11 protein-coding genes are annotated in these 13863 nt (G+C 45.7%); all 11 read right to left on the bottom strand.

Going from position 1 to position 13863, the window contains the following annotated elements; translation table 11 throughout:
• Positions 1 to 49: 49 nt before the first annotated feature.
• Positions 50 to 736 carry a TorD/DmsD family molecular chaperone gene (locus BUA14_RS17275; protein WP_072773769.1) on the bottom strand — a complete coding sequence of 229 codons (687 nt, stop codon included), beginning with the start codon at positions 734 to 736 and terminating at the stop codon, positions 50 to 52.
• A gap of 255 nt (positions 737 to 991) precedes the next feature.
• Positions 992 to 2161 carry an NrfD/PsrC family molybdoenzyme membrane anchor subunit gene (gene nrfD, locus BUA14_RS17270; RefSeq protein WP_072773768.1) on the bottom strand — a complete coding sequence of 390 codons (1170 nt, stop codon included), beginning with the start codon at positions 2159 to 2161 and terminating at the stop codon, positions 992 to 994.
• Between the two features lie 13 nt (positions 2162 to 2174).
• A complete protein-coding gene (locus BUA14_RS17265; protein ID WP_072773767.1) occupies positions 2175 to 2795 on the bottom strand; it encodes a 4Fe-4S dicluster domain-containing protein in 621 nt (206 codons plus the stop codon).
• Between the two features lie 14 nt (positions 2796 to 2809).
• Positions 2810 to 5815 carry a molybdopterin-dependent oxidoreductase gene (locus BUA14_RS17260; RefSeq protein WP_178371727.1) on the bottom strand — a complete coding sequence of 1002 codons (3006 nt, stop codon included), beginning with the start codon at positions 5813 to 5815 and terminating at the stop codon, positions 2810 to 2812.
• 133 nt (positions 5816 to 5948) lie between these two features.
• Positions 5949 to 6602 (bottom strand): response regulator, encoded by a 654-nt coding sequence (locus BUA14_RS17255; protein WP_242954682.1) that lies wholly within the window; start codon positions 6600 to 6602, stop codon positions 5949 to 5951.
• Complete coding sequence (locus BUA14_RS17250) at positions 6589 to 7791, bottom strand: GAF domain-containing sensor histidine kinase (RefSeq protein ID WP_084078694.1); 1203 nt, start codon at positions 7789 to 7791, stop codon at positions 6589 to 6591. Before BUA14_RS17250 ends, BUA14_RS17255 begins: the two co-directional genes overlap by 14 nt.
• Positions 7792 to 8083: 292 nt before the next feature.
• The gene (locus BUA14_RS17245) at positions 8084 to 8929 is read right to left on the bottom strand and encodes a DUF3102 domain-containing protein (RefSeq protein ID WP_072773765.1); all 846 of its coding nucleotides are present in this window, start codon (positions 8927 to 8929) and stop codon (positions 8084 to 8086) included.
• Between the two features lie 344 nt (positions 8930 to 9273).
• Positions 9274 to 10467, bottom strand: a complete 1194-nt coding sequence (locus tag BUA14_RS17240; RefSeq protein ID WP_072773764.1) for a MalY/PatB family protein — start codon at positions 10465 to 10467, stop codon at positions 9274 to 9276.
• Between the two features lie 142 nt (positions 10468 to 10609).
• Positions 10610 to 11785 carry a M20 metallopeptidase family protein gene (locus tag BUA14_RS17235; RefSeq protein WP_072773763.1) on the bottom strand — a complete coding sequence of 392 codons (1176 nt, stop codon included), beginning with the start codon at positions 11783 to 11785 and terminating at the stop codon, positions 10610 to 10612.
• Positions 11786 to 12053: 268 nt separating this feature from the next.
• Positions 12054 to 13223, bottom strand: a complete 1170-nt coding sequence (gene nrfD / locus BUA14_RS17230; protein WP_072773762.1) for an NrfD/PsrC family molybdoenzyme membrane anchor subunit — start codon at positions 13221 to 13223, stop codon at positions 12054 to 12056.
• 13 nt (positions 13224 to 13236) lie between these two features.
• Positions 13237 to 13857, bottom strand: coding sequence for a 4Fe-4S dicluster domain-containing protein (locus BUA14_RS17225; RefSeq protein WP_072773761.1), 621 nt, complete (start codon positions 13855 to 13857; stop codon positions 13237 to 13239).
• Between the last annotated feature and the right edge of the window lie 6 nt (positions 13858 to 13863).

Below are 13863 nucleotides of genomic sequence, written 5' to 3'. Positions count from 1 at the left end.
TCTAAGGAATTTTTATTTATGCACTTAACTGAGGATATATCGCCATGACTTAAGCAAATATTTTGCTCAGTCCCGCTTGTCCCAACCGGCATAACCCTTGATAGAATGTAAGTCCGGCTTCACATGCCAGTTTATCAAAAAATGCCCGGCACCATTTATGGAGATGAAGGTCTATGAACTCTTTAATCTGCTTTTCCAGCACCGCTAATTCCTCAGTGCTTTCCTCTTGTAGGGCCTTCCCTTTCTTAGCGTAGAGATACATCATAAACTCCAACTCCGTGGCCATATGATCGGCAGGTTCTGCGGATTGCTTAACAAGGCTGACTCCGGCACTTTTATAACAACGTTCGGCGTCAAGGGCGGCCGGGCTCATAAAGAGCATGACTCCCCCTTTGTCTTCAGGATTATGCAAAAAGAGAGTCTCGTATATACTAACCGCCGGTTTCTTCGGATCATCAAAAAGCCGGGTATATTCCCGTCTCATCTGAATGAGGAAAACGGTTACGTCCTCCTCAGTCGAGGCAAGGTTCTTTAAGGCTTCTCGGACTGAAGCAATCTCCTCTTGAGTGCAGGAAAGCTCCTCAAGAATGTAGAGGGCATCTCGTCCATAGCTGCCGTCTAAAAATGCCTGGGCCAATTCATGGTTAGGGAGCCGCAGAGAGATCGAGAGCAGCTGGAAGAAATCCGAGATCGTAAAAGCATTCATTGCATCTTGTTCTTGACGGTTATTACTCATTTTTATTCTCCTTTTTGTACCTTGACATAGTCCTATTTTAGCAAAGTACCCATCGTTTCTTCCATATCATTTGATATGCCTTTCACAATGCTGTTTAGTCTTATAAGCCGCACTCTATCCCTTTTATTTTATAATAACCCATCCCCTAAAGATGTCAGGAATACCAATAGAGTTTTGTCCGAAAAAACACTACAGAAAAAGCAGAGGGTAGACTCCTGTCTGATAACCTAGACATGGGGCCTGCCCTCTTAATGCTTATTTGCCCATTCCAAGATTCAACTTGCTTAACCCTAGACTCAGAAGCAATGCTCCCAAAGAGATGATACCCAAAGACAAGCCAATCTCAATCAACGAGGGCACATAGGGACCTGTTGTCCCTCCATAAACCGGCGGTCCTGCATAGGTAATGAGGGGATTAAATAATTGGGCCTGCAACAGGTTGGATTTGATAAGATAGATCGCCACCAAGGCCAGTATAGCACCGTTCACGACTCCCCCTGCTTTGGATGGGGTATCCTGCTTGGCCAAAACCACGATGGCGGCCACCAAGGTCACCATTTCCGCCCAGAATCCTACCGCTCCTTCTCCACTGACCAGCCAGAGGAAGGCGGCATGCTCTTCTCCCCCTCCGGGATAAAGGCCTATGAGGATTTCACCCACGATGATGATCAGCTCGATGCACAGCAGAACAGCTGCCCCTTTCGCCATCTTCACCATAAGCTTCATGGGCATCTCGATATAACCACCCTTATTCAAGATGGTTGCCAGAATCATTTGCACGGACAAGGCGGCCACTAAGGCTGCGATTAAAAAGGATAGGGGCTGCACCGGAGTATTCCACAAGGGACGGGCGATCTGGAAACAGAAGACAAAGGAGGTGACTGTGACCAAGAGCCCGGCAATGAAGGCGATGAGGGCAATGGGTTTCAGAGACTCTTCATCCTTTTTGCCTTCATGGACCAACATCAGCTGACGGGTAAAGATGATGGAAATCACCATATAAGAGGCCAGCATGAGGAAGTCCCAAAACATCGGTGAGGTCAAGTTGCCGCTGGTAATGAAGAGCCAGGCCCGCTCCGGGTTGCCGATGTCCACGATGATGAAGAGGGAGGCGGCCACGATGCTGGACACTGCGCCCAGGTAGGCGGCAATCCGGGTATAGGGCTTAAACTCAGCCAGCTTAAAGAGATAAGGGACTGCCGCAAAGAGCAGGCTTCCGGCGGCGACTCCGGTGAAGATCATAAAGCCGACGATATAGAGGCCCCACATGTTGTTCAGGCCGAGATTGGTGACCTGCAGCCCTTGAGTTAGTTGAAGTCCCCAGCAGACTGCTCCGAGCACGGCAACAGCTGCGAAGATCATATTCCACAGATTGGACGAGGTAGTTTTAGTCGTTTGTACGGCGGTCTTTGTTTGCACTGTCATGCTTACACCTCCTTTAAGTTAAGTAGTAGACATTAGGCTTGGTGCCTTTTTCTTCGAGCAAATGAAAATAGCTGCGGCCTTTGATGGCTTTGCTCACATCGCTTTCCGGGTCATCGATGTCCCCGAAATAACGGGCACGGCCAGGACAAAGTTCCATACAAGCCGGTTTTTTCCCTTCGGCTAGACGATTAGCACAAAATGTACACTTTTCCACCGTATTGTATTGATGAGGCGTAGCCGTAGCCTCTCCAACTGCAAAATCCACATGGTACTCGGGCTTTTTCCAGTTAAATTGGCGTATACCACCATAAGGGCAAGCCACCATGCAGTAACGGCAGCCGATGCATTTATCATAATCCTGAATGACGATGCCATCTTCTTCCCGTTTATAGGTGGCCCCTACAGGGCATGCCTTAACACAGGCCGGATTTTCACAATGTTGGCAATTTAGCGGTAGAAACTGCATTTTGTTATTAGGGTAAATCCCTTCAGGAGTATCCATCTCATCGCCACCAATAGTGAGCACCCTATTCCACCAAAGATCATTTGGTAAGTTATTGGCCATTTTGCACGCTACCGAACAAGTATGACATCCAATACATTGCTTTAAATCTATCGCCATACCATAATGCATAATTCATCCCTCCTTTACATTTTTTCCATCTGCACCAAGATATCAAAGAAAGCAATATTCATTGATGCAGGATGATATTTATTATGGGTCAATTCCTGATACCCCCCGGCAATATGCTGATCCCTCTGCCATCCACGAGGAACATTGATAACGCCTTTTGGCAACCCATTACTGAAGACTGCTCTTAAAACTACAGAACCACGATCATTAAACACTTTGACTTTATCGCCTTTTTTTATTCCTCGCAATTTGGCATCTTCAGGACACATTATAACCGTAGGTTCCGGATCAAGTTCTCTCAAGACCGGTACGTGGCTCCATTGAGTATGAGCACGCCAACGCTTATGCTCCTGTATCATAACCAAAGGATATTTTTTGTAAAGAGGATTATCAGGCCAAGCTTCTATCGGTGCGATAAATTGTGGCAAATGTTCTGTTTCAGGGTCAAACTCCGGTTCCAGATCACAGAAAGGTATTGGACTCTCAACGTAAAATTCTATTCTACCTGTTGGTGTATTGAATTTGCCGCCTTCCCCATAGATAATTGGATTTTGTTTAACATGTCTTACTACTTTTTCACGTTTTAATCTTTCTACAGTAATATTATTCTCAATTGCATCTTTGTTTTTAGAGAATATCTCACTTAAATAATCCATATCTGTAAATCGGAAATACTCCCCTAATCCCATCTTCTCCGCAAGTAAACGAGTAATCTCCGAATCAGATTTACACTCGTATAAAGGGTCAATAGCTTTTTCTTGGAAGATCATGTGCGGATGGTTACCGAATGAACCTACGTCCTCCACCTCAAACCAATGGGCTACGGGCAAAACAATGTCCGCATATTTAGCCGTATCAGTCATTCTGTTATCAGCTACAACGATCAATTCCAAATCCTTGAATATTTTGTTTATCCATACATTTTGTTCAGGCCAATTCCCCAATATATTGTGGCAGAAAGTATACAAGGCCTTAATGGGATACTTTTCTCCCTTATGCATACCGGTTTCAAATATTCTTGGAACTTGTTCAGCAAAAACAGCATTTACCTTTTTACCGTCTACAACATTAGCCGGCGCTCCAGGTATATAATCCCATAAAGTATCTAAGCCTATCGAAGCACCCAGTTTCCCTATATTACCAGTTAGCGCCGCAATAGCGGCCAGAGCATGTGCAAAATAATGACCATTATAATAACGGTCAGGGCCGAATAAAGTATATATGGTACATGGACCGCCTAAAGCATAGGTACGGGCTAATTCGCGAATAACATCAGCTTTAACTGTGGTAATTTCTTCAGCATATTCAGGCGTATAGCTCTCTACCTGATTTTTTAAAAGTGTTAAAGCAGTTTTTACAGCAATACCATTAATCGTAAATGAACCTAATATTTCTGGATCACTTACTTCACTAAGTCTGCCATAGGTTCCCGCATTGCTGTCCCATACGACAAACTCATTCATCGCATCATTCTCGGCAGAATATTCTCGTGCATCTTCATTGCCATATTTATACTGGGCTCCCGATCCTTCCCCATTAGTGGACCCAATAATATCTTTCATGCGTAAAAACTTTCCGTCATTGTCTTTTACCAAGAAAGGAGCTACAGTATGCTGTTTGACAAAATTCTTATCTATCCAATTTTCATCAATAATTATTTTAGCCATTGCCAAAACCAGAGCTGTATCGGATCCAGGGCGAACAGGAATAAATTGATCTGCTTTGGAAGCAGAAATAGTAAACATTGGATCGATTACAGTTAACTTCGCCCCATTATTCTTCGCTTCTTGAACAAAATGCCATACTTGCGTTTGAGACTCAGTAGGATTCGCTCCCCAAACGAAGACATTCTTGGCGTATTTCATAGTTGTATGTTCATTTGCATTCCAAAACATACTGAACCAGCCAATGGTTCTAAAAAAACCATAAACCATATTTATGTCGATAGGAGGGGTGAAATGTGTAGATTCCATCAGATTAAACAAGCGATTAGTAATTCCAGATGCTCCATTGACCATCGCATAGTTAGCAGATTGGGTAGACGAAGCAACAGAACGGGGACCATAGGTGCTCTGAAGTTCTTTCCATTTATCTGTAATAATCGTAACCGCTTCATCCCATGAGATTCGCTCCCAATCCCCAGATCCTCGTTCGCCAACCCTTTTCATAGGATACTTCAAACGATCCGGATCGTATATTCTTTGAACATGAGTGAGTCCCTTAATACATATTCGGTTGTACTCAGGATTGGGCATAGGTGCCATAGATGTCCTGACTACTTTTCCATCACGGACATGAATATTTAACCGGCAAAGATTTTGACAATTAGCTCTACAGGCTCCAGTGAATATTCTTTCTTCACTTGTGGCTGCAGCCGCTTCTTCTTCAGTACTTTCCGCCAGCGCCTTCATCGCACCACCGGGATTTGCAACGGCTATGCCTGCCGCACCTGCAGCTATTGCAGACCCTTTCAAGAATGTGCGGCGATTAAATCTTCCAGAAAACACTATGTTATTATCTTCCGTTCTTTTCTCCACTTCCTTGACCTCCCCTTGTATAAAGGTGTTAAGCTTGTCTCCTAAGTCACTAAGTAAACAGGAAGAATGTCTATTGATTTGGTACCCATTCAATATTCGCAACAAAACCGGGATAAGTTCTCGGTGAGCCTCTTCTTTTACTACCACACCATTGGCACCAGCAAACAAGATACTGTCACGGTAACCAACTGTTGCTGCGGAGAGCAGTGCCAGAATTCCTAATGATGGTGATTTTTGACGCAATTGTTCAAACAGCTGATGATAATGTCCCTGGTAGTCAGCAGCATCAACAATCAGAACATCTGTACTTTCATCTAATTCCTGTAATAGCCTATCAATGCTCTCCACTACCACAACTTTAATTTCCGCGCCTACAAGCAGCTCAAGAAAAAGGTCTTTCAGCCATGAATGGGAGATCGCCAACATGATATTTAAAGAATCTGCAGTACCTTTAAAATCTGCTTTCTCCGAAATTTTACCCAAACCAACGCACTCTCCTTTTGTGCACAATTTCATTATATAAATAATCCAGCTTTTTGTATGTCAAGAAAGAAGCTCTGAAATCATCGCATTTCTATGATTCTTTTGTAGTGATTTGTCCTCACAAGTTCAAGTTCTATTTATCCAACAAACGATATCTCATGACATAGTCAACCAATTGAGAGCGATTAGGGATATTTAACTTTTTGATAATGCGTGCCCGATAAGTATCTATAGTCCGGGGCGACAGATAGAGCTTCTCTCCTATTTCGGCACTGGTGTGACCTTTGGCTACATACTTCAGTACTTGTAACTCGCGTTCAGAGAGTATATCCGGTTCTATATCACCATGTGCCGGCTTGACACGATGCTGCTGAGCAATTACCTGAACTCCTGCAGGGCAGAGAAAAATTTCTCCTTTCATTACGGTATGAATAGCTTGCAGCAATTCGTGGTCCGCCACTGATTTGTGCAGGTAGCCTGCTCCTCCGGCAGCCAGGAACTCCGTCAAATATTCTCGTTCAACATGCATGGTTAAGGCAATCACTTTGATCTGGGGAAGCTGCGTGCAAATCAGGCGGCAAGCTTCCACACCGTTATGATCGGGCAGGGTAATGTCCATAATGACCACATCCGGTTTCAGTTCTATACTCATGGCAACCCCCGTCTTCCCGTCGCCTGCTTCACCGACAATTTGAATTTCTTGTTCTTTCTCTAAAAGAATCCGCAGCGTATTGCGCAGAATAGTATGGTCGTCAACTAAAAGAACTTTAATTTTACCCGCCATCATTTATCCTTCCCTTCATTGCGGAACTTGACTTATCCCCACGAGGATAAGGTAAGAAAACACGAAGATGGGTTCCCTTATCAGGTTCACTTTGAATGTGCAATTGACCGTCCTGGGCTTTAATACGTTCTTGCATGCCCAATATTCCTAATCCCCAAGCCTTGGAGGGACTACTATCCATTCCAATACCGTCATCCCGGATATCAACCGTTAAACATTCTCTCTCCACCGCCAGAACCACCTCAGCTGTGCGGGCTTTTGAGTGACGGGAAATATTCATCAATCCTTCTAAAATCACGCGATAGATGACCATCTCCACCTCCGGAGTCAAGGCCTCCAGCTTGCGCGGGGAATGGAATTGGATTTCAATAGGGTTGTCCACTCGAAACTGTTCAATATACCAACGCAGAGAAGGAATTAACCCCAGATCATCTAAGGCGGTCGGGCGCAGATCCATCGATATCCTCTGAACTTCTGATAGGGTTTCCGTTACCAGAATGCGGAGCCCATTGAGACGATCGTAGATCGTCTCAAGATCTGTTTCGTCCTGAAGCATCTTCAATCGCAGCGAAATCGACGTGAGATCCTGCCCTACTTCATCATGAAGTTCACGGGAAATCCGTTTCCCTTCTTCTTCTTTAGCATGAATTAACGCCTGAAGGACAAATTGCAACTGCTCTTCTCTCTTTTTTAGACTGTCTATCAATTTCCCGTTATAAAGACCGATGCCCACAATGTTGCCAATGGTTTCGAGCAGCTCTTCATCATACTCCTTAAACCGTTTTTCTCCGCACCAGCTTAAGATGATTATCCCTATAACTTCTTCATCGATGAGCAAAGGCGTATAAGCCAAAGCTTTACAGGCATTAGCCATCGTTGGCAAATCACCCTTTTCCTGAGCTTCTTTCACACGTTCAAACAAAGCCGTTTGTTTTGTTCGAGATAGGCTCTCAACAACAGACTTCTCATAATAAGATTCCTTCCGTAAGCAGCAAGTATCCTGAACACGGCAATGATCATGAGTCAGGAGGGTAAAGCCCTCTTCCTTGCTTTTGGTGTAGATAGCACCTTCATCTGCTTCAAAGAAGGAGAGCACTTCTAATAAAACCAATTTCGGAATGGTTTCGATGGCTCTGCTGGCAATAATTGCAGATAATTTTTTAAATAAATCCTGCCTGGATAAGATCTTCACCTAATAACACCTACCTGTATTCAAATCTGAAGGAGCATGTGTTATCCTTGTTATCCCGTACTCTCCTCATAATATCCTCTTACTCTAATTATACAGCCCCCTTCAGAACATTGGTGTTGGTATTGAATGCTTTAATTTGTAGTGATTTCTACGCAAAACCGGCCAAAATGTCGCCATTGTCGGTCCTACGGTGCGGAAAAAACGACCTCCTTACTATTTGGTAAAGAGGTCGTTTCACGTTTTAATGAGCTGCTAATTGTCTGGACTTTTTTGCCGGCGTGCGCTGCTGCAATCAATTCCCCACCCTCTCATCCAGACATTTCAGGAGGAACTTTCTGAGATTCTTCTGATACTCCCCATGCACATCCTTATCTATCTTGACCAGCAGGCCCAGCTCATACACCACTTCTTTGAAGGCTCTTTCCAGGGCTTCCATTTTAAAGGCGGCTTTATGGGTAGCGTTCTTAATTTGGGCGGCAGTAAGCTGGTTCCGCAGCTTTTCATTGTTTTGGAAGAGCTGCTTATCTTTAAGCCTGCTGTTCTCAGCCTTTCCGTCAGCTACTTCCTGTTTCAATCCCTGCTTTTCCTTTTCCAGCTCCCCTGTCCTGAGCTTCAGCCCATCGCGCTCTTTTTCCAATTGGCTGTTTTTCTCCTTTTCCCCCTCCAGAGCTTTCCGCAGCTCCCTGCTCTCCTGCTCCGCCTCCTCTTTTTCCTGCCTGGCCTGCTCCCGCTCCTTGATGGCCCTCTGCAGCTGACGTACGGACATATTTTCGATATCCAGCTCGGCGATGAACTCGGCCCGCTCTTCCTCCGGTACATCCAAAAGGGTCAGTGCCTGGGAGTAAGATAAAATCGGAAACGTCTCAGATTTTGCTTTTTCCCCCTCTGGGGAGTCTCCCCCTGCCTGCCCGTACTCCCGGGCAACCCGCATATAATTTTCCGCCGTAGCTTGGGAATAATGCACATACTCTTCCAGCCATTTTCCCCACTCCCCGTGAGGAAGAAGGGCTTTCGCCTCTATCAGCCGCCCGCCGATCTCCACGGCGCAGGTTAATTGGATTCTCCCACTGGACACTTTATAGCTGTTGATCTCCGCCGCGATGACCTGGGGGCTGCGTTCTCTTATCTCTTCACTCATGCCCAATCCCTTCCCGGGTTTTTAATACAGTATATGAACTTGACATGACAGGTGTGACAACCTTACAGCAGCAAAAAAATCTTTAATCTCATCTCCCAGGCTTTATCCAGATCTACTCTCGCCAATCGAAAGCTCCCTCCGTTATTTCTGCTTGGATTCTGTTGCCAACAGTGTCTCCTTTCAAAGCTTAGGGTGAGGTCCCTTTTTTCCAAATCTCATTTTTTCTTACTACAGGAATGCTTTCTGATTAACTAACTTAACCAAAAAGATCTCCCCTGCGCTCTTTGAGCGAAGAAGAGATCTTTAGAAATTACATCATTTCAGCAATAGCTGACCTATCGATTTTACAAAGCCTCTAAAGCTTCCTTGATCTGCTCCAGGGCTTTCACCAGTGTCGAGCGATGGCAAGCAAAATTAAAACGCAAAAAACCTGCTCCCTCTTCCCCAAACCAGCGTCCCAAATCCACAGCGACTTTGGCCTTTTCAATGATCAAGGCATCGATTTGATCCGCCGTAAGACCTGTTCCCCGGAAATCAAACCATACCAGATACGTTCCTTGAGGTTTAATAATGCGAACCCCCTGAAGATGCTTCTCAGTATACTCCAGAGCATAATCAAGATTACTCTCCACATGCTCAAGAAATGCCTTCAAGTAGTCCGTACCGTGAGTATAAGCCGCCTCTAAGGCGATAGTACCAAATATATTGATATCCCGGGCTTGGTTGATTTCCAATTGTTCAAGATACCTTTGCCGAATCCCTCGTTCGGGGAGAATGACCACTGAAGTCTGTAACCCTGCTAAGTTAAAGGTCTTGCTGGCAGAAAAGGCCGTTATGACATGTTGATTGAATCGTTCATCCAGCATGCCCAGGGGGATATGACGGCTTCCCTTCAAAATCAGGTCGGAGTGAATTTCATCGGCAAAGACAAGCACGTGATGCTTAAGGCATAATTCGCCGACTTTAATCAAATCTTCTTCAGACCACACCCGTCCTACGGGGTTATGCGGATTGCACAAGATGAACAGTTTTGTTTTGGGATCTTTGAGCTTATGCTCAAAGTCCGCAAAATCAATTTCATAGTGTTCTGTTTCTTCATTTAGGAACAGGGGATTTTCAATAACCCTCCGTTTATTCTTTTGGATTGTATTTTTAAAAGGGTAATATACGGGGGGCTGGATGAGCACTCCATCCCCTTCCTGGGTAAAAGCTTGAATAGCATGGGTAATGGCAGGGACTACCCCGGTCGTGGGCACTATCCATTCCGGATCAAGCTGCCAGCCATGCCGTTGGCAAATCCAGCCCGTGACTGCCTGATCAAAGGACTCCCCCTTGCCTTTAGGATAACCAAAGATACCAAATTCAGCTTTAGCTACGATAGCATCGATGACCTCCTGAGGCGCTCGAAAATCCGTATCGGCAACCCACATCGGAATACAGCCCTTGGCATCCAAACCGGGAAAGCGATTCTCAAAAGCATCCCATTTCGTGCTTTCCGTCCCGTAACGATCAATATATTCATCAAAATTGTAACTCATTGCCCCACTCCTTTAGCAATTCAATTAAGGATTTCAACAATGCATAGTTCTTATACGCCCAACCCAGTTTAAAACTTATTATTTATATATGAATTATATACTTTTTGCGGAAAAAGTGTCAAGATCCGTTTCAGCAACGAATTCAGCTCAAAAACTTGAGGGCAGTATAGCTGAGCAGCGCTGCACCAATGGGCAATGCTCCCTCATCCAGGTCAAATTTGGGGTGGTGAAGGGGAGGATTCGGTTGCCCCGGAAACCCAGCACCTAAATAGATATAAGCAGATGGCACAAGCTGGCTAAAGGATGCAAAATCATCCCCTAATAGAACAGGTTGGACAGCCAGAGTATTACCTTTTCCCAGGATTTCTTCTCCGGCCTCCTTGAGCAACCCGATCATCCCTTGATCATTGATCAGGGTTTTCACTTCTGAGCGGAAATCTAGTCTATAAGCAGCTCTATAAGCTGAGGTGATAGAACGAAGAAGATTTTCCATAATCTGACCGGTGCGGCTCATCAACTCATCCCCAAAGCAGCGCACTGTCCCCTCAATAGTGACTTTTTCGGGAATGATATTGGATTTCTGCCCTCCATGAATCGAGCCTATGGACAAAACAAAAGGTTCCATGGGGTCAATTTGAGCCGATGGGATAGTTTGCAGGGCTTGAATACACTCTGCAGCTACCAAAATCGGATTAACCGAATGCTGCGGCAATGCTCCATGGCCGCCTTTCCCCATAATTTCTATCGTAAAATAAGCCACTGAGGCAAAGAAGGGGCCGTCTTTATAGCCCATTTGGCCTGCAGATAACTCCGGTGTGACATGGAGACCCAGTGCGGCGTCCACATGGGGATTTTCCAATACCCCTTCTTCGATCATCTGGTCCGCTCCCCCGCTAGGAGATTCTTCACTAGGCTGGAAAATCAGTTTGATATTGCCGGCAAAGGAGTCCTTCAGGCCGGACAGGATCTCTGCCGCACCCAGCACAACGGCTGTATGGGCATCATGGCCACAAGCATGCATGACTCCTGGTGTGGCCGAGCAAAATCCATGCTCCGTCTCTTCCTCGATAGGCAGTGCATCCATATCGGCACGGATAGCCAGGGTCTTTCCTGATTCTCTTCCTCGGAGAAGTCCCACGACCCCGGTGCTCCCGATATTTTCGGTGACTTCACACCCTAATGCTCTAAGCCTGTCCGCTATATATTTTGCCGTTTTATACTCCTGCAATGCCAATTCAGGTTGCTTATGAATATCCCGTCTTATGGTTATCAGCGCCTCTTCAATGGCATGTGCCGCCTTCATTACTTTTTCCAGCATAATTACTTCCCCCTCATTTCCTGCTTGATTACAATTTCACCTTACTCCTCTCTGTCATATTACCATATATTCACCCAGTTTTTTACTCCTAAATATGACACATCTCACTTATATCCACCAGGAATCAAGTAATTTACTAGTATTTATTTGAGCAAATTAAAATAATCTATTAGCTATAAATAAGCATTTATACAATAAAAACGCTGAAGGCTCACAAAAAACATAGCGTTTATGCGGGCTTTCAGCGTTTTACATGTTTTCCTTACTTTTATTTGTCCATTCCGAGATTCAATTTACTTAATCCCAGATTCAGAAGCAATGCTCCCAAAGAGATGATACCCAAAGACAAACCAATCTCAATCAAGGAGGGCACATAAGGACCTGTTGTCCCCCCATAAACCGGCGGCCCTGCATAGGTAATAAGGGGATTAAATAATTGGGCCTGCAACAGGTTGGATTTGATAAGATAAATTGCCACTAAGGCCAGTATAGCACCGATCAGGATTCCCCCTGCCTTGGATGAGGTATTTTGCTTGGCCAGAACCACGATGGCGGCCACTAAAGTAACCATTTCCGCCCAGAATCCTACCGCTCCTTCTCCACTGACCAGCCAGAGGAAGGCGGCATGCTCTTCTCCCCCTCCGGGATAAAGGCCTATGAGGATTTCACCCACGATGATGATCAGCTCGATGCACAGCAGAACAGCTGCCCCTTTCGCCATCTTCCCCATAAGCTTCATGGGCATCTCCATATAACCCCTCTTATTCAAAAGCACGACCAGGATCATCTGCACGGACAAGGCGGCCACTAAGGCTGCCATTAAAAAGGATAGGGGCTGCACCGGAGTATTCCACAGGGGACGGGCGATTTGGAAACAGAAGACGAAGGAGGTGACTGTGACCAAGAGCCCGGCGATGAAGGCGTTCACAGCAATGGGTTTCAGGGACCTTTCATCTTTTTTGCCTTCGTGGACCAACATCAGCTGACGGGTAAAGATGATGGAAATCACCATATAAGAGGCCAGCATAAGGAAGTCCCAGAACATCGGTGAAGTCAAATTGCCGCTGGTAATGAAGAGCCAGGCCCGCTCCGGGTTGCCGATGTCCACGATGATGAAAAGGGAGGCGGCCACGATGCTGGACACTGCGCCCAAATAAGCGGCAATCCGGGTATAAGGCTTGAACTCCTCCAGCTTAAAGAGATAAGGAACTGCCGCAAAGAGCAGGCTTCCGGCGGCAACCCCAGTGAAGATCATAAATCCGACGATATAGAGGCCCCACATATTGTTCAGGCCGAGATTCGTAACCTGCAGCCCTTGGGTCAGCTGAAGTCCCCAGCAGAATGCACCGAGCACGGCAACAGCTGCGAAGATCATATTCCACAGATTGGACGGGGTAGTTTTAGTCGTTTGTACGGTGGTCTTTGTTTGCACTGTCATGCTTACACCTCCTTTAAGTTAAATAATAGACATTCGGCTTGGTGCCTTTTTCTTCGAGCAAATGGAGATAGCTGCGGCCTTTGATGGCCTTGCTGACATCGCTTTCCGGGTCGTCAATGTCCCCGAAGTAACGTGCCCGTCCAATACACAACTCCATACAGGCCGGTTTTTTCCCTTCAGCCAACCGATGAACGCAGAAAGTGCATTTGGATACGGTATTGTATTGATGAGGGGTAGTGTTGGCATCCCCTACGGCAAAATCCACATGGTACTCGGGCTTTTTCCAATTGAATTGGCGAACTCCGCTGTAAGGGCAAGCCACCATGCAGTAACGGCAGCCGATGCATTGATCATAATCCTGAATGACGATGCCATCTTCTTCCCGTTTATAGGTGGCCCCTACAGGGCAGGCTTTCACACAGGCCGGATTAGCGCAGTGCTGACAATTGACCGGCAGATACTCCAAGGTATTGTTCGGGAACGTTCCGGCAGCTGTATCCATAGCTTCTCCGCCTACAGTAAGGATACGGTTCCACCAAATTTCGTTGGGCAGATTGTTGGCCATTTTACATGCTACAGCACAGGTATGACAGCCTATACAGCGTTTTAAATCGATTGCCATGGCATAACGCATCGTTTT

This window comes from Desulfitobacterium chlororespirans DSM 11544 (assembly GCF_900143285.1).
In the GTDB taxonomy this organism is placed as follows: Bacteria; Bacillota; Desulfitobacteriia; order Desulfitobacteriales; family Desulfitobacteriaceae; genus Desulfitobacterium; species Desulfitobacterium chlororespirans.
Note: the sequence above shows the minus strand (reverse complement) of the source record. Positions and strands in the feature narration are given on the sequence as shown.

Excerpts from the sequence above, each read along its gene's own strand:
- BUA14_RS17245 (WP_072773765.1), bottom strand. The coding sequence starts at position 8,929 with ATGAGTGAAGAGATAAGAGAACGCAGCCCCCAGGTCATCGCGGCGGAG.
- nrfD (WP_072773762.1), bottom strand. The coding sequence starts at position 13,223 with ATGACAGTGCAAACAAAGACCACCGTACAAACGACTAAAACTACCCCG.
- nrfD (WP_072773768.1), bottom strand. The coding sequence starts at position 2,161 with ATGACAGTGCAAACAAAGACCGCCGTACAAACGACTAAAACTACCTCG.
- BUA14_RS17235 (WP_072773763.1), bottom strand. The coding sequence starts at position 11,785 with ATGCTGGAAAAAGTAATGAAGGCGGCACATGCCATTGAAGAGGCGCTG.
- BUA14_RS17255 (WP_242954682.1), bottom strand. The coding sequence starts at position 6,602 with ATGATGGCGGGTAAAATTAAAGTTCTTTTAGTTGACGACCATACTATT.
- BUA14_RS17240 (WP_072773764.1), bottom strand. The coding sequence starts at position 10,467 with ATGAGTTACAATTTTGATGAATATATTGATCGTTACGGGACGGAAAGC.
- BUA14_RS17265 (WP_072773767.1), bottom strand. The coding sequence starts at position 2,795 with ATGCATTATGGTATGGCGATAGATTTAAAGCAATGTATTGGATGTCAT.
- BUA14_RS17225 (WP_072773761.1), bottom strand. The coding sequence starts at position 13,857 with ATGCGTTATGCCATGGCAATCGATTTAAAACGCTGTATAGGCTGTCAT.
- BUA14_RS17275 (WP_072773769.1), bottom strand. The coding sequence starts at position 736 with ATGAGTAATAACCGTCAAGAACAAGATGCAATGAATGCTTTTACGATC.